The sequence below is a fragment of the Acinetobacter sp. 1125_18A genome, from assembly GCF_052824985.1.
Map to the genome: position 1 here is coordinate 55,739 of NZ_VTDG01000013.1, position 23,196 is coordinate 78,934.

25 protein-coding genes and 1 riboswitch are annotated in these 23,196 nt (G+C 38.7%); of the genes, 14 read left to right on the forward strand and 11 right to left on the reverse strand.

The window, feature by feature from the left end:
• The first annotated feature begins 1 nt into the window (after window position 1).
• Genes panC through yjgA form a run of 4 tightly spaced genes read left to right on the forward strand, consistent with a single transcriptional unit; the run spans window position 2 to window position 2,532 of the window.
• Window positions 2-847, forward strand: coding sequence for a pantoate--beta-alanine ligase (panC, locus tag FY049_RS18280; protein ID WP_004725929.1), 846 nt, complete (start codon window positions 2-4; stop codon window positions 845-847).
• A 25-nt stretch (window positions 848-872) separates the two neighbouring features.
• Window positions 873-1,724 (forward strand): RNase adapter RapZ, encoded by an 852-nt coding sequence (rapZ, locus tag FY049_RS18285; RefSeq protein WP_004725931.1) that lies wholly within the window; start codon window positions 873-875, stop codon window positions 1,722-1,724.
• Window positions 1,721-1,990: an HPr family phosphocarrier protein gene (locus FY049_RS18290; protein ID WP_004725933.1), complete on the forward strand. Its 270-nt coding sequence runs from the start codon at window positions 1,721-1,723 to the stop codon at window positions 1,988-1,990. The genes rapZ and FY049_RS18290 overlap by 4 nt, the downstream gene beginning before the upstream one ends.
• A gap of 2 nt (window positions 1,991-1,992) precedes the next feature.
• A complete protein-coding gene (gene yjgA, locus FY049_RS18295; protein WP_446084144.1) occupies window positions 1,993-2,532 on the forward strand; it encodes a ribosome biogenesis factor YjgA in 540 nt (179 codons plus the stop codon).
• Window positions 2,533-2,592: 60 nt separating this feature from the next.
• On the opposite strand, the gene FY049_RS18300 is transcribed toward yjgA, so the two are convergent.
• Window positions 2,593-3,213 carry a hypothetical protein gene (locus FY049_RS18300; protein WP_446084145.1) on the reverse strand — a complete coding sequence of 207 codons (621 nt, stop codon included), beginning with the start codon at window positions 3,211-3,213 and terminating at the stop codon, window positions 2,593-2,595.
• A 138-nt stretch (window positions 3,214-3,351) separates the two neighbouring features.
• Between FY049_RS18300 and baeS the strand changes: the two genes are divergently transcribed.
• Both baeS and FY049_RS18310 read left to right on the forward strand, forming a co-directional pair.
• A complete protein-coding gene (gene baeS, locus FY049_RS18305; RefSeq protein WP_056512390.1) occupies window positions 3,352-5,094 on the forward strand; it encodes a sensor histidine kinase efflux regulator BaeS in 1,743 nt (580 codons plus the stop codon).
• A gap of 16 nt (window positions 5,095-5,110) precedes the next feature.
• Window positions 5,111-5,797 carry a response regulator gene (locus FY049_RS18310; protein ID WP_004725942.1) on the forward strand — a complete coding sequence of 229 codons (687 nt, stop codon included), beginning with the start codon at window positions 5,111-5,113 and terminating at the stop codon, window positions 5,795-5,797.
• 203 nt (window positions 5,798-6,000) lie between these two features.
• Here FY049_RS18310 and FY049_RS18315 read toward each other — a convergent pair whose 3' ends face one another.
• The 8 genes from FY049_RS18315 to FY049_RS18350 form a co-directional block, all read right to left on the reverse strand.
• On the reverse strand, window positions 6,001-6,381 hold the full coding sequence (locus tag FY049_RS18315; protein ID WP_446084146.1) for an MmcQ/YjbR family DNA-binding protein: 381 nt from the start codon (window positions 6,379-6,381) through the stop codon (window positions 6,001-6,003).
• A 24-nt stretch (window positions 6,382-6,405) separates the two neighbouring features.
• On the reverse strand, window positions 6,406-7,005 hold the full coding sequence (locus FY049_RS18320) for a L,D-transpeptidase family protein (protein WP_151956594.1): 600 nt from the start codon (window positions 7,003-7,005) through the stop codon (window positions 6,406-6,408).
• A 179-nt stretch (window positions 7,006-7,184) separates the two neighbouring features.
• Window positions 7,185-8,642, reverse strand: a complete 1,458-nt coding sequence (locus FY049_RS18325) for a protein adenylyltransferase SelO (protein ID WP_446084147.1) — start codon at window positions 8,640-8,642, stop codon at window positions 7,185-7,187.
• Window positions 8,643-8,719: 77 nt separating this feature from the next.
• Entirely contained in the window at window positions 8,720-9,049 is a 330-nt protein-coding gene (locus FY049_RS18330; protein ID WP_004725953.1) for a DHCW motif cupin fold protein, read from the reverse strand.
• A gap of 96 nt (window positions 9,050-9,145) precedes the next feature.
• Window positions 9,146-10,309, reverse strand: coding sequence for an acyl-CoA desaturase (locus tag FY049_RS18335; protein WP_224964302.1), 1,164 nt, complete (start codon window positions 10,307-10,309; stop codon window positions 9,146-9,148).
• Between the two features lie 359 nt (window positions 10,310-10,668).
• Complete coding sequence (locus FY049_RS18340) at window positions 10,669-11,391, reverse strand: glycerophosphodiester phosphodiesterase (RefSeq protein WP_224964301.1); 723 nt, start codon at window positions 11,389-11,391, stop codon at window positions 10,669-10,671.
• Window positions 11,392-11,504: 113 nt separating this feature from the next.
• Entirely contained in the window at window positions 11,505-12,083 is a 579-nt protein-coding gene (locus tag FY049_RS18345) for a cob(I)yrinic acid a,c-diamide adenosyltransferase (RefSeq protein WP_004725958.1), read from the reverse strand.
• A 108-nt stretch (window positions 12,084-12,191) separates the two neighbouring features.
• Complete coding sequence (locus FY049_RS18350) at window positions 12,192-14,051, reverse strand: TonB-dependent receptor plug domain-containing protein (RefSeq protein WP_224964300.1); 1,860 nt, start codon at window positions 14,049-14,051, stop codon at window positions 12,192-12,194.
• 36 nt (window positions 14,052-14,087) lie between these two features.
• Window positions 14,088-14,295: riboswitch (cobalamin riboswitch) on the reverse strand.
• Window positions 14,296-14,437: 142 nt separating this feature from the next.
• Between FY049_RS18350 and FY049_RS18355 the strand changes: the two genes are divergently transcribed.
• The 8 genes from FY049_RS18355 (at window position 14,438) to ygiD (ending at window position 21,754) form a co-directional block, all read left to right on the forward strand.
• On the forward strand, window positions 14,438-15,088 hold the full coding sequence (locus FY049_RS18355) for a phosphoribosylanthranilate isomerase (RefSeq protein WP_224964299.1): 651 nt from the start codon (window positions 14,438-14,440) through the stop codon (window positions 15,086-15,088).
• Window positions 15,072-16,313, forward strand: a complete 1,242-nt coding sequence (gene trpB / locus FY049_RS18360; RefSeq protein ID WP_004725964.1) for a tryptophan synthase subunit beta — start codon at window positions 15,072-15,074, stop codon at window positions 16,311-16,313. Before FY049_RS18355 ends, trpB begins: the two co-directional genes overlap by 17 nt.
• Window positions 16,314-16,465: 152 nt before the next feature.
• Window positions 16,466-17,185 carry a CPBP family intramembrane glutamic endopeptidase gene (locus FY049_RS18365; protein ID WP_056512353.1) on the forward strand — a complete coding sequence of 240 codons (720 nt, stop codon included), beginning with the start codon at window positions 16,466-16,468 and terminating at the stop codon, window positions 17,183-17,185.
• 9 nt (window positions 17,186-17,194) lie between these two features.
• Window positions 17,195-17,728 carry a DUF1543 domain-containing protein gene (locus FY049_RS18370; RefSeq protein WP_056512356.1) on the forward strand — a complete coding sequence of 178 codons (534 nt, stop codon included), beginning with the start codon at window positions 17,195-17,197 and terminating at the stop codon, window positions 17,726-17,728.
• Between the two features lie 200 nt (window positions 17,729-17,928).
• On the forward strand, window positions 17,929-18,117 hold the full coding sequence (locus FY049_RS18375; RefSeq protein ID WP_004725970.1) for a hypothetical protein: 189 nt from the start codon (window positions 17,929-17,931) through the stop codon (window positions 18,115-18,117).
• A 342-nt stretch (window positions 18,118-18,459) separates the two neighbouring features.
• Window positions 18,460-20,103: a nitrite/sulfite reductase gene (locus FY049_RS18380; RefSeq protein WP_004725972.1), complete on the forward strand. Its 1,644-nt coding sequence runs from the start codon at window positions 18,460-18,462 to the stop codon at window positions 20,101-20,103.
• Window positions 20,096-20,581, forward strand: a complete 486-nt coding sequence (locus FY049_RS18385; protein ID WP_056512359.1) for a DUF934 domain-containing protein — start codon at window positions 20,096-20,098, stop codon at window positions 20,579-20,581. Before FY049_RS18380 ends, FY049_RS18385 begins: the two co-directional genes overlap by 8 nt.
• 306 nt (window positions 20,582-20,887) lie before the next feature.
• Window positions 20,888-21,754, forward strand: a complete 867-nt coding sequence (gene ygiD / locus FY049_RS18390) for a 4,5-DOPA-extradiol-dioxygenase (protein WP_446084148.1) — start codon at window positions 20,888-20,890, stop codon at window positions 21,752-21,754.
• A 183-nt stretch (window positions 21,755-21,937) separates the two neighbouring features.
• On the opposite strand, the gene FY049_RS18395 is transcribed toward ygiD, so the two are convergent.
• Both FY049_RS18395 and FY049_RS18400 read right to left on the reverse strand, forming a co-directional pair.
• Complete coding sequence (locus tag FY049_RS18395; RefSeq protein ID WP_004725978.1) at window positions 21,938-22,558, reverse strand: rhomboid family intramembrane serine protease; 621 nt, start codon at window positions 22,556-22,558, stop codon at window positions 21,938-21,940.
• A gap of 83 nt (window positions 22,559-22,641) precedes the next feature.
• Window positions 22,642-23,082, reverse strand: a complete 441-nt coding sequence (locus tag FY049_RS18400; protein ID WP_151802158.1) for a VOC family protein — start codon at window positions 23,080-23,082, stop codon at window positions 22,642-22,644.
• Window positions 23,083-23,196 lie beyond the last annotated feature (114 nt).

Genomic DNA, 23,196 nt, shown 5'->3' on the forward strand with positions numbered 1-23,196 from the left:
CATGAAAACAGAAACGACCATTCAAGGATTAACAGCATCACTTCAGCCTGCTCGATCGGCACGTAAAATCATTGGTTTTGTACCGACGATGGGAAATCTACATCAAGGCCACTTAAATCTGGTTCGTGAAGCTCGTAAATTATGTGATGTGGTGGTGGTCAGTATTTTCGTCAATCCAATCCAATTTGGACCGAATGAAGATTTTGATAATTATCCTCGTACACTTGAGCAAGACAGTAATTTACTTGCTGAAGTGGGTTGCGACATTGTTTTTGCACCTTCTGTGGAACAAATGTATGGTAAATTCCCGCGCTTAACCAATATCAGTGTGGGCGAAATTACCAATGATTTGTGCGGTTTACAACGTCCCGGTCATTTTGATGGTGTCGCTGTCGTTGTCACCAAATTGTTTAATATTGTACAGCCGAACTTTGCATTTTTTGGACAGAAAGATTATCAACAATTGGCTGTGATTAAGCAGGTTGTTCGTGATTTGAATATGCCAATTGAAGTGATTGGTGTACCAATTGCACGTGCTGAAGATGGTTTGGCCTTAAGTTCTCGTAATGGTTACTTATCTGAACAAGATCGTCAAACAGCTCCTGTTATTTTTAAGAGCTTAACGACTGCTGAACAAGATTTACATGCAGGTAAAGCACTTGCAGATGTCTTGGCGCAAATTCGTGAAAGTTTAAATGATGCAGGATTGATTGTGGATTATGTCGAAGCACGTAGCCCAGCGTTGCAAAAAGTTGAACAATTCGACCAAGATGTTGTATTGTTTGTTGCAGCGAAATTAGGCAAGACTCGTCTGATTGACAATTTACAAGTAAAACATTTTACATAAACTTTGCTTTTAGGATCGCCATGCCATGAAGCGCATACTTATCGTAACAGGACAGTCTGGTTCAGGTAAATCATCTGCTTTGCAGGTGCTTGAAGATTTGGGTTATTACTGTATCGATAATTTGCCTTTGGCATTGCTTCCTGAAATCGTTGAAAAGCTGGATAGAGAAAACAATTTAGAGTTATTGGCACTCGGTGTCGATGTTCGAAGTGCCAAAGAAGATTTACAAGGTTTTGATCAGGTTTTTCAACAGTTACAGAAACATGGTAGTGTAGACGTTATTTATTTAACGACTCGTGATCAGGAGTTGATTTCGCGTTTTAGTGCATCGCGACGTCCACATCCTTTATCAAACCGCTTCCAAAGTTTGAATGAATGTATTCAAGAAGAAAAAAATTTATTGCTCCCAATTCAACTGCGAGCAACAGTACATATCGATACAACGGATAAAAGTGTACACGATTTAAAAGATACCTTATTGTCCAAACTGGGACAGTCCGATAAACTCATTTTAATTTTGCAATCTTTTGGTTATAAACATGGTATTCCATTAGATGCAGATTTTGTTTTTGATGTAAGGCATTTGCCGAATCCACATTGGGATTTAGAGTTACGTAAATATTCGGGTTTAGATGAACCAGTACGTAAATTTTTAGAAGCCAGCGAGCAAGCAAATGAGATGTATCAAGACATCTATCAGTTTTTAAATAAGTGGTTGCCTGCTTTTTCGGAAGGTCATCGTCACTATATTACAGTGTCAATTGGCTGTACGGGGGGGCAACATCGTTCGGTTTATATTGTGGATAGGTTGAAAAAGGCTCTTGAGTCGAAATGGACTATTCAGGTATTACATAGAGAAATGAAGCACTGGTCATGATTGACACAACTGTTGACGTAATTAATAAATTAGGATTACATGCGCGTGCATCTGGAAAACTAATCGAAGTCACGACTAAATTTAAATGCTCTATTCAAATTGGTAAGGGTGACAAGTTAGTCGATGCCAAGAATATCCTTTCTTTACTTATGCTCGGAGCTGGTAAAGGAACCACCTTGCGTCTAGTGATTGATGGTGCAGATGAAGAAAAAGCTTTGTCTGAAGTTCAAGCACTGTTCGCAGATAAATTTTACGAGGCAGAATAATCGTGGCACGTCGTCCGCAACGTTTTACTGAAGATGATTTTGAGTCTTTGGAAGGGCGTGCAAGTAAAACCGAACAGAAAAAAGCTGTACAACGTATGGCTGCTTTAGGTGAACAACTCGCAGAGTTGTCGAAGAAACAAATTGAATCTTTACCTGTTGAAGATCGGTTGATTGAGGCTTTACTTGATGTGCAATTGATCACATCTTTTGAAGCACGTCGCCGTCAATTTCAACGGATTGGTAAGCTTTTGCGTAATGAAGATGAAGCCATCATTTTGTCTTATTTAACCCCTAAACAAGGGATTAAAAAGTTGGCGCAATTGGATCGTTGGGTTGATCGAATGATTGAACAGCGTGATCCTGCAATTAAAGAATTCTGTAAATCTTACAATGCTGCAGAAAGTCATTCTTTACGTCAGCATGTATTGCGCATTCATCGGGATATCACCCGCCAAGCCACTCCTGAAGAATTAGCGGCTTCTAAACTTAAGTTATTAAATTATGCCCAACAAGTGGCTTTGATTTCGGATAATTCCAAGTAAACTATCGTGACATATAAAAACGACCCTTTTGGGTCGTTTTTTATATTTAGCCGAGATAGATTAAACTTTTGATGGCATCATGGGCATGTTTTCTCCTGCTTTAAATTCTGGCTGGAATTTAACAACACATTTACCATCGATGATTTTATCATTCATTTTTACTTGAATTGCCTTGCCATCAGTTTGGCCTGCACATGATTTTTGAATCGCATCCCACTGCGCTTTACGTTCCGCTCGTTTTTGTGCAAATTCTTGCTTAATTTGAGCACGTTGCTCTTCGGTCATATCTTTCATACGTGGTCCTTCATGATGCATCATACGGCCACGTTGTTCTCCATCACGACGGTAATCCTGCTTCATCTCTTTCATCGCCTTGTGATCAGGCTTGAATACGATATTACATGTACCATTAATATTTTGCTGGCCTGATGTCACCTGAACCGTTTGACCAATTGCTTTGCCATCACAGGCTTTTTGCATTTGTTGGCGTAACGCTTTATGTTGAGCACGTTTCTGTTTCATTTCTTCGCGTTGTTCTGGTGACATTTTATGATGTCCACCATGCATCATTGGACGGCCATCTGGACCTTCTTTAGGACCAGGATTGGATTGACAGGCCGTCAAAGCCCCTGCAGTTAAAATACTTGCTGATACCAGTGCGATTTTTGTCATTGCTTTCATTGTTACTACTCCAATGAATATTTTGATGTTCTGTTGATACAGTAAAGATTAAATAATAATGATGTAGAAACAATGGAGAGAATTTTGAGCAACTGTTGGGTACAATGTTGAAATGAGAAGAAAAACGTGAGACCAGTTTTGAAAATACGTCGAGTTCCCATTGCATTACGCTTATTTCTGACCGTTTTATTGACAACTTTAGTCATTACAACAGTGAGCTTGGGTGTTTTACATTGGACCATGCAAAAGAACTTTGCCAGATATGTTGCAGATGTTGAAATGCAGAAACTTGATCATCTGATCGAAAACTTGGCAGATGTATATGGAGTCTATCAAGACTGGGGTAACGCGGTTCAAGCACAGATTTTGCAAATTGAAGGTGATGCTGCGCCTGATGATTATGATAAATTATCACGCTGGTGGCTACGTCGTCAGTATGATATCGCTTTACAGCAACGCTACTTTAAAGAACATACAATGGTGGCGACTTTGGGACAAACGGACGGTGCCGTTCATAAGTCTCAACTGGATAAAGAAGAACTGAAAATTCTCGAAGAAAATTTACCCTCAGCTTATCAACCCTTTGAAGGTTTGAAATTTCCGCTTAGTTCAAATCAAAACTTATATAGACCCTCAGATCGTAAAGCAAATAAACCGCCTATAGGTAAAGATAAAGGTCATCTTTCAGCAGGACACGAAGCACCAGCTTCTGCAGCGAAAGAAGCATCAACGCGAGATCCGATGCGAACGGTAAATCCGCAGAATGGCAAAAAAATATTTGTGTCATTGCCTGACCGTTTGGGTCTGAGTTCACGACTTTCTTTATATGATGCAAAACAACAGTTTATTTTAGGTGAGCCGTCAGATGATCAGGTGTCTTATCGTCCGATTTTAGTCAATGATGAAGTGGTCGGTTACTTGGGTTTAAAACCAGTTTTAGATCAGGATGATGCACTGAGTATTAACTTCTTTAGTAATCAAAAGCGTTATTTAGTGCTGATTTATATCTTCACCTTCTTATCCAGCTTGGTTGCCGCATTGTTATTGGCGACTTATTTTAAAACACCGATTCAACGTTTATTGAACGCAACTCGCGAATTAACCAAAGGTAACTACCAGCATCAAGTGGTGATTAACCGTAATGATGAATTGGGAGACTTGTCGACAGAATTAAATCAACTGGCTGTCATTCTCGACCAGCATGAAACATCACGCCGTCAGTGGGTTGCAGATACTTCACATGAGTTAAAAACGCCATTGGCAGTATTGCAAGCACAGATTGAAGCCATGCAGGATGGAATTCGCAAGCCGACACCAGAACATTTTGAAGCGATGTTACGTCAGGTCACGAGCTTGAAAAAGCTCACACAGGATTTAGCCGATTTGGCGCAAGCTGAAGCACAACAATTAAAATGCTACTTTGCAGAAATTGATCCTTGGTTGGTGGTTTTACAGGAAATCGAGAATTTTAAACCTAAATTTGAACAGGCTGATTTAACAATTTCAGCCACAGGTGAGGGAGCGAAATTACAATTAGATATAGATCGCTTTAAGCAAATTATGGTCAACTTACTTGGAAATAGTATTCGCTATACTGAAGCAGGTGGTGAAGTCCAAGTGCATACAGAGCAAGATGCAGATTCTTGGAGTGTGATCGTTGATGATAGCCCATTGGGTTTGAGTGATGAACAGATTGTACACTTGGGCGAACGTTTCTATCGTGTGGATAATTCACGTACACGTAGTACAGGCGGTACAGGATTGGGATTGGCTTTATCAGGTAAAATTGCACAAACACTCGGTGGTCAGCTTACTTTTGATCATTCGCCATTAGGCGGTTTGCGTTGCAAACTGACATTTTCAAAACATACTAAAGTTTAAAAAGGAATAGTACAACATGAAGCATATCATGCTGGTAGAGGATGAAGTTGAACTTGCGCAATTGGTGCGGGATTATCTAGAAGCAGCGGGCTTTGAAGTCAGTATGTTTCATGATGGTCAAGAAGCTTATGACAGCTTTCTGCAACGCAAGCCAAGTTTAATGGTGTTGGATTTGATGGTTCCGCGTATGGATGGTTTGACCATTTGCCGTAAAGTGCGTGAGCAAACCGACTTACCGATTATCATGGTGACTGCACGAACTGAAGAAATCGATCGTGTCTTGGGTTTAAATATGGGAGCAGATGACTATGTCTGTAAACCTTTTAGCCCAAAAGAGTTGGTGGCACGTGTACAAGCGGTATTACGCCGTTTAGAACGTAAAGCTGAACCTGAAGCCAATGACTTATTTCGTATTGATAAAGCACAACAACGTATCTGGTATCAACAAAAATCGTTGAATTTAACGCCAACTGAATTCCGCCTTTTAGAGCTTTTCCTCGAACATTTGGGACAAGTCTATTCTAGAGCTCAACTTTTAGACCATATTAACCCAGATAGTTTTGATGTTGCTGACCGTGTTATTGATAGTCATATCAAGAACTTACGTCGTAAAATATCTGAAGCAGCGGAAACCGGAAATCGTCATGAATGGGTACAAGCTGTTTATGGCGTAGGCTACCGTTTTGAATATCCAGAAGATTAAGTTTTCGACATTTTAAGTTCATCGTTGTGGATAAACACAGGTTTATCCACAGATATTGTGGGTAAATGTTTATAAATGTAAAAAGTTATGTTTGAAAAATAAACATATAACTTTATGTTTATTGATACATTCTAATTTTGACTGAATCGTGAATAGATAGAGGTTAGGTCTGTTGATCTAATGTGCGATCCAAAGCCCGCTAATTATTTAATGTGTTGATAAACCGCCAATACCTGCTTTTGGGCTTTGGTCAGGCTCTTGCTCACAAGCTCATAAGAGCCTTCAACCAAGTCTTGAATCAGATCAGCACTGATCTGTTCGCCTTCATAGACTGAAATCCAATAACGTTTATTCATATGGTAGCCCACCTGAATCGAGGGGTAGAGATCTCTCAACATTTCGCCATGATCAGGTTCAACTTTTAAATTAATCAGTTTTTTGCCATGCAGTTCAGAGCCTAACATAAACATTTTTCCCATCACTTTAAAAACAGGAACATCCTCACCAAAAGGATAGTCAAGTTCGGATTTAGGCAAATGTGACGCAATCTTAAATGCTAAAGTTCGGATTTCTTCACCAGTCATCACTGTCTCTTTTTAAAATATTCTTTATGAATAAATGCTAATCACTGTTCCATCATCGACCAGCTTCCAAATTTCATCCATGTCTATATTTCTAACGGCAATACACCCCCATGTCCAGTCATTTCTAGGTAAGTAGGTCATTAAACTCGGGAGTTTTTCCACTTGTGAGCGTGTTGCTGAACCATGAATCATAATGTCGCCACCAGGAGAAACGCCAAGTTGGTTGGCTTTAGATTTATCCTGTTGGTTTGGATAGGACACATGCAACGATTTATAAAATGCACTATTGGGATTACGCCAATCTAGAATATAACGACCTTCAGGGGTTTTTCCATCACCTTCTTTAACTTTATGTCCAATAGGATCAAAGCCTAAGCGCATTGGATATGTTCGTATGTCTTGATCATGATGCATGAGTTTAACAATACGATCCGATTTATAAACTTTAACTTCGGTGATTGGCGTGTTTTGACGAAGACGTTGAATCTCTTGCTCAGATAAATTCTGCACATGTATGGCAGCATTTGCGGTTGGAATAAATTGATTATATTTTTGATAAGTCCAGACACTTGCTATAGCTATAGCCAAAAGCATCAAGCATGGAATGAGGTATTTTTTATTCATTTTAGAATACTAATGTTGTAAAACCCTGTATTGCCTAAATTTTATTCATTCTAAAGACAAAAGCTGTAGTTAATTTGTGATTGTGGATTTATCCTGTGGATAAACACAAGTTTATCCACAGAAATTGTGGGTAACTATGATGGGGCAGATCAAAGAAAGTGATTCGGCAATTTATTTGATCAAGACGAACAACTCACCATCACTTCAGGAACATCACTTGGTAAAGGCGCTAAATCTTTGGCTGTTTCCAGATCTATTTGTTTGGTAAAGGGCTGACCAAGCAATTTAAATAGGCGATCAACCTCAGAAAAATCATCACGTTCAGCCTGTTCAATGGCTGTTTGTAGCATATGATTTCTTAAAATATAGACTGGATTGGCCTTTTTCATTTCCGCATCAAGTACATCAACATCTTGCTGCTCACGAATACTGTGATATTGCGTTAAGAAGTTTTCAAATTGAAAGCGATCTAGGCAATCATCTTTAATGGCTTCATATTCTTTATTCTGTAAGCGAAGAAAACTGTCGGTATAGTCGAGTTGCTCACTTTGTAGAATTCTTAAAAATGCCATACCACAATCAAAACTATCTTTGTGGAAGCTGGGTAGTCCAAGTTTTTGGCATAGCCCATGGGTATAATGTTCTAGAAAGGTCGGTTCAAAATGCTCTAAACATTCGACGAGGTCTTGCTTAAATTGTTCTTTATTTTCTGCTTGTGCCAGTGGAATTAAATTGTTTAACCAATTCCATAAGTTCCAATGTGCAATACTCGGTTGGTTTTGGTAGGTATAACGGCCATTGTAATCACTATGATTGTTAATCCAATTGGGACGGAAACGCTCCATAAAACCATAAGGGCCAAAATCAAGGGTAGAACCTGTAATATTGAGATTATCCGTATTCATGACCCCATGCGCAAAACCTACCAATTGCCATTTTGCGATCATGACAGCGGTGTTTTGGATCACTTGCGTTGCAAATGCTAAAACAGTGTCTTCAAACTTTTGCTGTTCAGCACTTAAACATTGTGGATAGTGCCATTCAATACATTTTTGGGTAAATTCAGTGATTAACTCAGGCTGATATTGATTAATCCATTCAAAATGCCCTAAACGGATGTGGCAATCCGAAGTGCGTAACATCATTGCACCAAGTTCAAGTTTTTCTCGTTGTACACCTTGGGTTGAAGAAGTAAAGCCTACGGAATTGCTTGAAGCAACCCCCAGTGCATTGAGTGCATGACCTGCTAGATATTCACGAATCACAGAGCGTAATACAGCACGTCCGTCTCCCATACGAGAGTAGGGGGTTGAGCCTGCACCTTTTAAATGTAGGTCAATGGTTTGACCTTGTCGATTTAAAATTTGCGCTATCAATAGGCCACGCCCATCCCCTAATTGACCTGCCCATTGTCCAAATTGATGCCCTGCATAAACCATGGCAAGGGGATGAAATTCAGCAAAGGTTTTTTGTCCACTACAAATCTCGACCCATTGGGCTTTTTCATCTTCAGACCATTGTAATTCATCCGCAAGCGCAGCATTAAAATGCCCAGCCTTTGCACCTTTCAGTGGACTAGGCATTTGCTCATGGTAGAGCTTTGAATCGAGAGATGGATAACGTGGGGCAAATTGCATAGCGATCGGTCACAATGGTTTTACTTGTCCCTCTCAATATAGCAAAGTTTTAAGCTGTTGAGATAATGTCGACTGTTTTAGTCAACAATAAATAGTTTTGCACCAAATGCGGTAGAAGAACGATGCGCTTCAGCTTGGTCTGCAACTTGATAACTCATCCCTGCTTTTAAGGTAAAGGTACGTCCATCATCAAGTTCAGTGTGCAATTCACCTTCTAAGCAAAACAGGATATGACCTTTAAGACACCAGTGATCAGCCAAATAATCGACAGAATATTCGACCATTCGCACTCGAATATTATCAAATTGTTGTGTACGCCAAAGCGCAAAACCTTGCTCACCCTCATGGCGCGTTGTTGGAACTTCTGCCCAGTTGGTAATACCAAAGGGGATGTTATTAATTTGCATATTATTTTCTCTCAATATTCTCAGTATGAATTTCTGTAAAAAATGGATAAAAGAAAAGCCCCTTTCGGAGCTTTGCTTTTGATGTGTATTGGGAATTTAAGAAACAACGTTCTTTTTGATTCCACGCATCAATGTTTCTAAACGTTCACGATGGAAAGCAAGTTTCTGTTCGACCAATTGGAAATCAACTTTGAGTTTGACATCCATTTGGTGGATTTTTTCAGCAACAGATGCTTTTTTCGCTTGTAGCTCTTGTTCTTTTAACGCAGCCCAATCATTTAACGTATTGGTGAATGCTTCATATTCTTGCGATACTTTTTGTTTCATCGCGATGATGTCTGCATTGACGTTATGACCATAAATCGCTAAATCCTGTTCAGCATATTTAAATCTCATTGCCAATTCCGCTTTTTTGATATTAAAGCTTGGGATACGACGTAGATTCTTGGCTAAACCGATTTTAGAGCACGACCAAATCAACCATTTTGTTGGATCATATTGCCACCATTTCACACCATTACGATAATCGTATTGGAAAATATGGTGATAGTTATGATAACCCTCGCCCCATGTTGCAATGGCAAGAACAAAGTTATCACGTGCAGTATTTTCGTCAGTATAAGGACGTTTGCCCCACATATGGCAGAGTGAGTTAATAAAGAATGTTACATGGTGACTAATGATTAAGCGGAGTAAACCACCCAAGAGTAATACGCCCCACATGTCACCTACAACCCAACCCAGTGGAACTAAAATCGCAGCATGTACAGCAATCACAAGTGGAACATAATACTTGTCTTGGAACATAACCACTTTGTCATTCAACAAATCAGGTGCATTTTTATAATTTGATTCAGCAGCAGGATAATTACGTAACATCCAGCCAATATGAGCGTACCAAAAACCATTGTTAATCGAATACGGATCTTGATCCACATCATCCACATGGCGGTGATGTGTACGGTGACCAGAAGCCCAGAACAAAATACTGTTTTGAACAGCAAAAGTTCCCATGATCATCAAAATGATTTTAAGTGGTAAAGTCGCTTCGTATGCACGATGTGCCCACAAGCGATGATAACCTGCAGTAATACCTAAACTACTGAGACCGAGTAAAACGAATAAACTAATCCAAGCTGCCGCACTAAAATCATGGTGGTAGGCATATAAAGGGATCGCAATTACTGCCACAAGAGGTAAAAAAACCAAGGCAAAAACACCGATCCAATTTATTGGGGCTTTGGGTAGGGGAGCATTCATCTCCAACAGCACTCCTAAGAACCTTAATCAGGTAAAGTTAAACGCATAGCTTCAGCATTTTTCTAGGCTATACTTTCACAGATATTATCATGGGCGAACATGTGTTCACTAGTATTAGTGTACATCTGTATTGTATAAAACAGTAACAGAATAAAACATGAATTCTAGCGGTTTGATCGAAAAAAATGAATGGTTAAAACGTCGTATTTAAATGTCACAATAGTGTAAGAATTTTTCTGTCTTATCCAATTTGATTTTTAGGGGATTAGATAATTGATTCTCAAGTTAAATTTTAATTTTGGAACCCTCAAAAGTTCAAAATAAAATTCTACTTTATTGTGTTATTAAATGGATTTGAGTTATTGAATTTGCGCTAAGGCAAGCTGCATCATTTTTGGGAAATCAGTAATTAATCCATTGATCCCCAAATCTCTTAAATGCTTAGCGCGCTCAATATCATTGACGGTCCAAACACTGATGCCCAAACCTGCACGCTGAGTTGCTTGAATGAGCTCATCTATTGCCAATTGATTCATCCATCCAATCTGGCAGCATCCCAGTTGTAATGCTTGTTCGATCGCACGTTGTTGGATGTCATCTTCAATCAGTAGACCACGTTTAAAACTTGAGTTTTGCTGCTGTAAGGCTTGATGTATTTTTAAATCAAAACTGGTAATCACTGCGACATTTTCAAAACCTCGCAGTTGTTTTTGTAATTCGATGATGAGTTGTTCAGCGTGTTGCAATGTTTCTACAGCTTTCACTTCAACTTCAATATGCTCAAAGTCCTGCATAATCTTTAGGCTTTGGTTTAAGGTTGGGGTAATTTGTTTTTCCCAATCCATCCAGATATTGGCTTGGTTATAGGCCGCTAATTCAGCGCTGTTTAAATCATACAGTACTTGATCTATTCCAGTTGTTCTTAAAAAATTATCATCATGCATGATAATGAGTTCATCATCTTTTAATTGTCGAACATCAAATTCAACTGCGCGGATACCTAAATCGTGAATATATTGAAATCCAGCTAAGGTATTTTCAGGTGCTTCACCACGCGCGCCACGATGTCCGATAATTCTCATAATGAACTCACATACCCATTTTCATCTGTCTAGTAATCGTTTAAGTCTTACTTTTAGCAATAACTTGACTTTATCATACTGTTAAAAATTTACTTTTAGACAGTGATTTATCGTTAAATCGTGTCATTGATGTTCTTTTGCCAAAGCACTTCACTACCGCCCTCTGCGCGTTGTAAGGTGCGTGAAGCAACAAAAAACCAGTCGGATAATCTGTTAATTAATTGTAGAGCAGTTGCTTGAATATTTTGATCACGACTGTGTACAGTCATTAAGCTACGTTCTGCTCGACGACATACAGCACGTGCTTGATGTGCATAACTACATGCTAATGTTCCTGAAGGTAGAATAAAGTCCTTAAGCATTGGTAAGTCTTCATTCATTTTGTCGATTTCCTTTTCAAGAAATTCAACACAAACAGGTTGAAGCAAGTTGTAGTTAGGAATACAGACTTCACCACCCAAATCAAATAGCCAGTGTTGAATCAAGCTCAGTGATTTATCCCAATCGGCTTTATCGACGATGCTACTCATTGAAATTTGTGAACGTAATACACCAACAATAGAATTTAGTTCGTCTACATCACCGAGAGCGGTAATACGTAAGTCATCTTTCGCTACGCGAGAACCATCTCCTAATCCTGTGGTGCCTGAATCGCCTGTACGGGTATAAATTTTACTTAAACGATGTCCCATAATTTTGTCCTAGATGAAAATAAAAAGATAAAGAATAAAAAAGGATAATGTCGGTCAAAACATTATCCATAAACTGCGCTGTTTTAGATATTTTTTTGGGTGTCGCTTTTAGTAGCGGAAAGTTACCCCTGCAGATGCAAGTCGACCACCGTTGATGTAGTAAACACCACTACCGTTGTATGCTGTCTTATAATTAACATCACCAATGTTTTCAATATTGGTAAAGAGTTTAATCATTGGAGTCGCTTGCCAGTAAGCATTGACATTAGTACTAACATAACCAGGCGTTGTGGTTGGTGTAGTCGATGGATAATCTGCAAAATCTTTTGAATTAGATTTTGCGACGACAGATGCAGAAACACCATATACGCCATCATCCCAACCTGTAGTTAGAGTTAAACTTTGGCGTGGTCGGCGAGTCAAATCTTTTTTAGTTTCATCATCTTTTGCTTGAACATAAGCATAAGTTGTAGTTAAAAAGAGTTTATCTTGTTGCCATTTAAATGAAGCTTCACCACCAGTAAAGGTTGCTTTATTTACGTTAACTAATTTACCCGCCTGATAACTAATCAGGTTGTCTACTTTATTGCGATAGATAGATAAACCTAAATCAATATTATGATTGAGTTTTTGATCGACACCGATTTCATAAGAAAAGCTTTCTTCTGGTTTTAAATCAGGATTTGCTCCCCAAGAAATTGCATATAAATCATTGGTTGTTGGTGCACGGAAAGCTGATCCCACATTTGCATAGATGCTTGTAAGTGGTAAAACTTGATAACGGACAGCACCTTGACCCACTGTGTGTGTACCAAACTTATCGTTGTCTTCTACACGAATACCGACTTGAGTTTCTAGACCATTGTGTTGATATTGATGCTGTGCAAAATAGCCTATAGTATCTACAGATTCTTTGTATTTAACATCTTGTCCGCCAAACAGATTTTTCGAATAAACATCACCTTTAATATCTTTAAAGGTTGAGCCGAATAAAATGTTTTGAGCAGATGTCATTTGCCATTTTGTATAGAGCTCAGCTTCTTGGGTTGTACTATGTACATAATCTGGAGAACTATTTTGCTCAATATTGTCTTTAAATTGCGAAAGTCGGGCATGAAGTGCGACATTATCTAAAATATCGACTCGACCTTTTAGATTAATGATTTCGTTTTTAAAATCTTGAGAAACAAGATTACCGTAATTGTCATAATCGCTATAGCCTTGATTTTCACTATAATCGACTGAGGCTGCATAGCGCTCTTTTTCAACACCTATTTTTGCACTATAACCCTTTTGATCAAAACTTGCTTTCTTGTTGTTTTTTGCATCTGTTACAGGAGTACCATCAGTTTCTAGGCGTTGTCCACGAACTTGAGCATAAAAACCATCTTGAGCAAGATCAGCACCAATTACTGCTTTATAGGTGTTATTTTCACCCATTTCACCAGTAACAAAAGCACCCGTTTTTTCAGGTGTTTTGGAAATCAGCTGAACTACACCACCAATCGCATCAGCACCATATAAAACTGATGCAGGTCCCTTTAATACTTCAATTTGTTTAATATCTGTTGTATCAATAAAAGGTAAAGATGCAGAGCCAGCAGTATTTGAGTTTAAGCGAACGCCATCTCTTAAAAGTAAAGTATGGTTAGAGTTTGTACCACGTAAGAAAATAGCAGCTGTTTGTCCATAGCCACCGCTTTGTACCATATTGATTGAAGCATCTGTTTGTAGCAGTTGTGGTAAAGATGCAATTGGTGATTGTTCAAGAATCTTCGGCTCAATAATATTGATTCGAGCAGGAACTTCACTGATTTTTTGCTCAGTACGAGATGCTGTGACAACGATTGTATCGAGTTTCGAATTTGCTTCTGAATTTGAAGAAGTATCTGCAAAAGCAGTAGAAGATAACCCCATCGCAATAGCGACAGCACCTACAAGTGCAGTAGGTTTAAAAATAACAGACATGATATGCTCCATACATTCACTCCCCGTGAATGATTGAGTTTAAGGGCACAACAAGCTGGTATCCGGACTTAAATATAGAACCTAAAGCGATTCAGATTATTCCACCTTCCCACAAAACATTGCAGTGGTGTAAGTCTTTTGACTTATTAAAGAATAATATTTTCATTTTACCGTTGCGGGGGCAGTGTTGGATTTCCACCAACTTCCCAAAGCTTTAAGCTAGACTTGTTGCATTTGTGTGCAGTATAAAGTTTGTTTAGTGTATAAACAATGTAAAACAGATAATCCTATAGAACTTTAACGCAAGTGAATAAATTTACTTTACAATGATTTGCTTAAAATACTGAAAAAATCAGTTTGATCTGAACAAATTCGAGTTCAAAGCTATGCGTACCCGTGCCAAAATTTGTGGGATTACACGACCACAGGATATCCAAGCTGCTGTACAAGCAGGTGTGGATGCGATTGGTTTTGTGTTTTATGAACCTAGTCCACGTTATGTCACGATTGAATTGGCTCAGCAATTGGCACAACTTATTCCACCGTATATCAACATTGTTGGATTATTTGTCAATGCCAGTGCAGAAGACATTGCACAAGTATTAGAACAAGTGCCTTTGGATATTATTCAGTTTCATGGTGATGAAACTGCACAACAATGTCAGCAGATCGCACAGTATAATAAGCGCCGTTGGTACAAAGCGATTCAGATTAAACCTGATGCAAAAAATTCAGATATTATTACGACAATTCAGCAATACCAACAGGCTGGTGCGAGTGCTATGCTTTTAGACGCATGGCATCCTGAACTGAAAGGAGGGACTGGACACAGTTTTGACTGGTCTCAATTCCCTAAACTCGATATTGCTTTAATTTTGGCAGGTGGTTTAAAACCTGAAAATATTGAAGACGCTATACAAACGACTCAAGCGTATGCAGTCGATGTCAGCGGAGGCGTAGAATCCGCAAAAGGTATCAAAGACCAACAACTCGTAGAACGATTTATGCAAGGAGTCCAACGTGGATCAGCAAAGTAATCAACAAAATAGTGTGATTGACTATACCCAATTCCCAGATCAAAACGGGCATTTCGGTATCCATGGCGGACGTTTTGTGTCAGAAACTTTAATGGCAGCTTTAGAGGATTTAGAGAAACTCTATTTCCGTATGAAAGATGATGCGCAGTTTCTGGCAGAATTCGACCGTGATCTCGCTTATTATGTCGGACGTCCTAGTCCGCTTTACTATGCTGAGCGATGGTCGAAAGAGTTGGGTGGTGCGCAAATTTATCTTAAACGTGAAGACTTAAACCATACAGGCTCACATAAGGTCAATAACACCATTGGTCAGGCGCTACTTGCGAAGCTTTCTGGCAAAAAACGTATTATTGCGGAAACGGGTGCAGGTCAACATGGTGTGGCGACTGCAACAATTGCCGCGCGTTTAGGTCTTGAGTGTGTGGTATTCATGGGTGCTGAAGACGTAAAACGTCAGGCCATGAATGTCTACCGTATGCGTTTGCTTGGTGCAACAGTTGTTCCTGTAGAAAGTGGTTCTAAAACATTAAAAGATGCCATGAACGAAGCGATGCGTGACTGGGTAACCAATGTAGATTCGACTTACTACGTGATTGGTACGGTTGCAGGTCCACATCCATATCCGCAATTGGTACGTGATTTCCAGTCGATTATTGGACGTGAAGCACGTAAACAAATTCAAGAGCAAGCAGGTCGTTTACCAGATGCTTTGGTTGCATGTGTCGGCGGTGGTTCAAATGCAATGGGCTTGTTCTATCCATTCTTAAATGATCAAGATGTTAAAATGTACGGTGTTGAAGCCGCAGGTTTAGGCATTGAAACAGGGAAACATTCTGCGCCATTAAATGCAGGCCATGTTGGCGTTTTACATGGTAACCGTACTTATTTAATGTCAGATGAGCAAGGTCAGATTATTGAAACACATTCAATCTCTGCAGGTTTGGATTATCCTGGTGTAGGTCCTGAACATAGTTTCTTAAAAGACATGCATCGTGTGAATTATGTGCCAATTAATGATACAGAAGCACTTCAAGGCTTCCGTGATTTGACTCATATTGAAGGGATTATTCCTGCATTGGAAAGTTCACATGCAATGGCTTATGTGACTAAACTCGCGCCAACAATGTCGAAGGATCAAATTATTATTGCGACGGTATCGGGTCGTGGTGACAAAGACTTAATGACTGTTGCACGTATTGATGGTGTTGAAATGGTCGAGATGTAATTCATTTCACTCGATCAATTTAAAAGCCTCTTTTATAGAGGCTTTTTTATTTCTGGACTAGACAGGATCATGGGGAAACTCTACAAAAAGCACATGGAAATCATGAGCTAAATTACCCAGAATTTACCAAAAATAATCGGTTAATTTTTTATATGCGTTTTTTACAACGGGTTCGAGCTGAACCTTTTCCTGAAAAAATTGCCTGGGGATGGAAAGACACATTTGCGATTTGTATCATCCCTTTAATTATTTTAAATGGCTTTATTTTAGAAAAAATATTTGGAATCTCGATAGCTGTTAGTCTGGGCGATACCATTTTAAGAGGCGTGCTGTTTATTTTAGTGTGCTACTTATATAAGGAAATGTTGCTTACGCATTGGCAAAAGTATAAACAGGCCTTTTGGCGCTCAAGTGTCTTAGTGGTGGTTGGTGCAATCGTGCTACAAGTGGTGATCTCACTGACACGTCAGCTTTTACCCCTCGGGCCGAGTACACAAGAAAAAAGCCTGATTGATCCTGAACATATTCCTTTTCTCAGTCTGTTGATCATTAGCTTGGGTCCACTATTTACTGCGCTTTTAGAAGATATTGTGTTTCGCTATACTTTATTGCAAAAGTTATTTATCCAACCGTGGTTATGGCGCATTGTACTGATTATATTGAACTCTATATTATTTGGTTTGATCCATTATCATAATTTTGACGGAAATTTAATCGCGACAATCAGCTTTATGAGTGCAGGTTTATTTTTAAATCTGATCTATTTGTGGACACGCAATATTTGGCATGTATTACTCATTCATTTTTTGAACAATGCCGTATTATCTGTGGGTGGGATTTTATTATTAAAACTTGTTCAAACATTAACTTAGTGACTGAATATGTCTAGTTTATTTATCGTTATGTTGGGTGGCCGTCATGCACGTGCCAATGTTGAAGTTCATGATGTGGTTCTTGCCGTAGGCGATTCACTTGAAGAGGTTTATCCTCAATTAAAAAATGCGTGGTTTGGTGAGCAACAGGGCTTACACATCGACGCATGGCAAAAATTACAGGCTTTAGTGTTTGAAAATAAGAAATATCAAATACATTTTACTGATGCGCAACCGAATGCATCAGATCAGAAGCTTTGGCTAATTAATTTAGGCGGCTATGATGTAAATGAGTTTGGTGAGTTACACCGCTATATCCTGATTGTTGCTCAAGATGCGATTGAAGCGAAAGCCAAGGGTAAACAGCATTTTGCAGGGCATTGGCAAAAACCACATACCGATCGAGTTTTAGAGGTAGATGATTGTCTGGCGATAGATCAGGTATATGGCCGTTATGTGCAATTGATTGAAGTAGATTTGAATGCTGATTCTCATGCAGAGCTTGACCAAAGTGTTTGGGAGAATACCTATTTGACCATCTGAGTTGTCATCGCTTGATCTGCTTAAAAAGGGCGCTGTATTGCAGCCTTAAAAGATTAAGCGGATCTTAATTTTAAAAAATTGACATCAATCATTGCATTGCTCTCTCATAATCTAGTCAGTGTAACAACAGAAACTTCGCAATGTTTTCAACAAGTTTACATAGACTAAAAACTCAAACAAAACACTGCGGAGTGTGATCAATGAGCGGTTTATTAGACGAGTTAGGTAAAATTGCAGGTGCAGTGATTGCTGAGCAAAGTGTCGATACGTTAGATCCTGATGCTGGCTTTCTAGAAAAAGCAGCTGGCGCATTTGCAGGTTATGAAGCCGCAAAAATTGCCGAAGATAAATTAGAAAATAGTGATGAGCAGCAGAAAGCAGAGGATTAACTCAAGATCGCTAAACTCAGCTTTGGGCATTGATCTTAATCAATCCTGTGTACATATCAATAAGCTACAGGGTTGAATAAGTTCAGTATCGGGATGACAGCTGTGATCAAAGAGAGGGCATATTCGATATGCTCTTTTTATTATCTAAAATAAAGATAAGCAATGAAGAAAATCATCCATAACGTAATAAAAGCATGCTTTGCCCGTAAAGCATTGCCAATTCGATCTTTGCACAATGCTTATCAATAAAACCGCTATAAAATATGGAAAAAAAGCATTTCTTTGATAGATCAATACTCGTTATATTGTGCATCGTTATAATGAAACTACTAGCTGTACGCCATGTATTTATATACTGATTTCGATCAGCAACTGATCAATGAACGTGTTGCACAATTCCGTGATCAAACGGAACGTTATTTAGCTGGAAAACTCACTGAAGATGAGTATCGTCCATTACGATTACAAAATGGTTTATACGTACAGCGTTATGCGCCAATGCTACGTATTGCTGTACCTTACGGTTTAATGAACTCTAAACAATTACGTAAAGTTTCAGAGCTTGCCAAAGAATATGACCGTGGTTATGCACACGTTTCGACACGTCAGAACATTCAGTTTAACTGGCCTGCGCTAGAAAATGTGCCTGATATGCTTGAAGGTTTAGCTTCTGTTCAGATGCATGCGATCCAAACTTCAGGAAACTGTATCCGTAATACCACAACAGACCAATACGCTGGTGTTGTTGCTGGGGAAATTGCAGATCCACGCCCGACGTGTGAATTGATTCGTCAGTGGTCTACATTCCATCCTGAGTTTGCATTTTTACCGCGTAAGTTCAAAATTGCAGTTTCCGCACTTGAAGAAATTGATCGTGCAGCAACTTCATTCCATGACATTGGGGTGTATTTAACTCGTAATGAAGCGGGTGAGTTGGGTTATAAAATCAAAGTGGGTGGTGGTCTAGGCCGTACACCTATCATTGGTTCTATGATTCGTGAGTGGTTGCCACGTGAAGATTTAATTGCTTATTTAGAAGCGGTTCTGCGTGTTTATAACTTGCATGGTCGCCGTGACAATAAATATAAAGCTCGTATTAAAATTTTGGTTAAAGCATTAACACCACAAGTTTTTGCTGAAAAAGTTGAAGCTGAATTTGCTGAAACAATTAAAACCTTGAAAGTTCAACCTGAAATTTTGCAAAAATTAGACGAAGAGTTTATGCCGTTTGATTATCAAAATTATGCAGATGAAGATTTCAGTGGCTTATTTGCTGAATATCCAAAGTTTAAACAGTGGTTCAATATCAATACCAATGCACATAAAGTTGCAGGCTATCGTATTGTCACTATTTCACTAAAACGTGCGGGTATTGCACCAGGTGATATGACTGTTGAAGAAATGAATTTGATTGCAGATCTTGCAGACAAATATACATTTGGTGAATTACGGACCACACACGAACAAAATATTTCATTGGTTGATGTACCACAGAAAGATTTATTTGAATTGTGGCAAACGCTTGAAAAGAATAATCTTGCTCGGGCACATATTGGTTTTATTACCGATATCATTTGCTGCCCAGGTGGTGACTTCTGTTCATTGGCAAATGCTAAATCTATTCCGATTTCTGAAGCCATTACACGCCGTTTTGATGATTTAGATACAGTCTATAACTTAGGCCATATCGACTTGAACATTTCAGGTTGTATGAATGCTTGTGGTCATCACCATGTCGGCAATATTGGTATTTTGGGTGTGGATAAAAAAGGCGCTGAATTCTATCAAATTACCTTGGGTGGAAATGCAGACCATGACGCTTCAATTGGTGATATTTTAGGACCATCATTTGCAGCAGAATCTGTACCTGACATTATTGATGAAATTTTAAATACTTATCTTGATCTTCGTAACGAAGGTGAAGAATTTATTGAAACTTATCGCCGAGTGGGTATTCAACCTTTTAAGGAGCGCGCATATGCTTAATACCGCACTTCAAGTCCTCTCTAAAGATGGCACTGTTGCAGACAATACCTATCAAATCATTGCTGAAGATGGAGTATTGCCACAAGGTGATGTGTTGTTGACCGTTGAGCAGCTGGATCAGCTTGCGAATGTGACGGGAAAAAAAGCACTATTTCTTACCGTAGATGCTTCACCTGAAACCAATGCCTTTCCATTAGATCAGTTAGATGCGATCTTTATCGATTTCGCAGGTTTTAATGATGGTCGTGGTTATTCATTTGCTGCGTTGTTACGTCGCCAAGGCTATACAGGCGACCTTCGTGCAACAGGTGATGTGTTTAAAGATGTCTTAAACTATATGAAGCGTTCTGGTTTCGATACTTTTGTTGTAAAAGAAGGTAAAGATATCCATGAGGCAGCAGCAGGTTTAGGTGATTTTACTCACCCTTACCAAGCATCTACAGCTGTACCAAAAGCACATTATCAAACAGGTGCTTGATTGTTCTAAGTACTGATTTTGAAATGAAAGCCGAACGAAAGTTCGGCTTTTTATTGTTCTCAAGTTAAAGCTGGTGTAGCCATTGCTTATTATGAATATGATATGAACGATATAAATTGGTATTCGGCTTTATTTGTATCGTGCCCAAATCAATATTGATTCAACATAAGATCATCTGTTAGTAAAACCTTTCTCTGATTAAAACTATTGATAAAAATTTCATCGTTGCATTTTTGCAATGTTGTAGGCTGGAAAAGTCTATATATCTACAACAATGAACAGCAGATAATTAAACAAAGATGATTCATGGTGGATGAAATGTTAAATCAAACAATGGGTGACTTATCGCTACTCAAAGGCTGGAACGCAACTTTACCCAATACTGAAGTCATGCCTGTACTATTTTTGGGACATGGTTCACCCATGAATGCGATTCAAACCAATGATTTTACCCGTACTTGGAACAGCATTGGTGCAGAAATGGACGTACAGCCCACAGCAATTTTATGTATTTCCGCACATTGGCTTACCCAAGGTGGTACTGCCGTCACTGCAATGCAACAACCGAAAACTATTCATGATTTTGGTCGTTTTCCTCAAGCTTTGTTTGATGTGCAATATCCTGCTACTGGAAATAAAGCTTTGGTTGAGGCAACAACTGAAGCAATCCACAGTATAGAAATTCATCATGACCATAGTTGGGGATTAGATCACGGGACATGGGGTGTGTTAGGTCATGTATTTCCACAAGCCAATATTCCTGTTGTTCAATTGAGTGTCGACTATAGTCAAGGTGCCCAATATCATTATGACTTGGCTAAACAATTGGCGCAGTTACGTCGTAAAGGGGTATTGATTGTTGCCAGTGGTAATCTCGTACATAACCTAAGCAAAATTGCCTTTGATAAATTTGATGATCATTATGGTTATGATTGGGCTTTAGAAGCTGATGCAAAGATGAAAAATTTCTTAGCCACGCATAACCATCAAGCTTTGATTGACTGGCAAAAGCAAGGTGCTGAGTTTTTATTGTCGATTCCCACACCTGATCACTATTATCCGATGTTATATGCCTTAGGCTTACAGGAAGAGAAAGATGAGTTACATATTTTTAATGATCAAGCCGTTGCTGGTTCATTAACCATGACCTCATTTCGACTTGATCAAAATTAATTTCAAATGTTAAGAATATAAAAGTTGGGTCTAAGGATTCAACTTTTATAGTATTGATGAGATTGAGTTAGTCGTATTTATTCTCTCAAGATAGAACGCTTTTAAGATCATTGCGCAATTTTCAAATATTGAGGTCTTACTTCCTTACAGAGCAGTTTAGATATCACTGAATCCATATGAAATTTAGAATAATGGCGAATTAATAAATTTATAGAAAAATGCTGTAGCTAATGATGGTTCTAACAGTAAAGGAAATAAGAAACCATAGATTGCACCAGCAATATGCGCGCGGTGGTCGATTAATGGCGAATGTCCTGAACGGATTGCATACAGGCTATAGCATAAATAAATCGTGCCAAAAATAATCGCGGGCACAGGTAAAATATAGATATAAATCATGCCCCAAGGATTAAACAGAATCGCACTAAATAATACTGCATTAACGGCACCCGAAGCCCCTAAACTTCGATAGGAATTTAGGGTTCGATTATGCAAATAGCTGGGAATCGCAGCAATGATGATAGCGCTACAATAAAATAAGACAAAGCCCATACCACTTAAGTAATCACGGAAAAACCATTCAACATTTCGTCCAAAGAAGTACAAGGTAAACATATTGAAAAATAAATGCATACCATCTTTATGGATAAAACCATGGGTTAAAAAGCGATCATATTGACCATGCTTAATCGCTGAAACATTGAAAATCAAACGATTCATTACATTGCGTTGCTGCCAAGCAATAAAAGAAATCGCAAGTGTGATTAAAATAATCAGAAGGGTATGGGTAAGACCAGTGATCATATTGTTATAAATGACGTTGTTATCGTAATAGCAATATAACCTATATCATTGTCAATCAATAGGCTATCGCAATATTCTGTTCATTATCCTTCATTCAGTTGGCAGTTCACCATCCAGCGAATACCAAACTGATCGGTGAAAGCACCATATAAAGCACCCCAAAATGTAGGTTCTAGTGCCATTTCAATATGACCATTGGTAGAGAGTGCTGTAAATAATCGCTGAGCTTCATCCGCTTCGTGAGCTTCTAAGTTGATTGAAATATAATGGTTGGTGCCTTTGCTGAATGGCGCACTATTAGGTGCACAGAACTGCTCGCTGGTGTCTGAACCCATCAATACGGTAAACTCATTAATCGGTAAAGAAACGTGTAAAATATAGTTTTTCTCTTGGTCTGGCACTTGGACATCGGGCAGTTCGGAATAACGTTTTAAAAATGAAAATTCACCGCCAAAAACAGATTTATAAAAATTAAAAGCAGCTTCCGTCTGACCTTCAAAGTTTAAATAGTGATTAAGTTGCATTGTGATTATCCATTTTGTTGTTTTGAAGTGATTAATTTATCAGCTGATGGTTTAAAACTTGATAAATATTTTGTAATTGAAAACAAAAATCCCTCAATCATAAATGAGGGACTT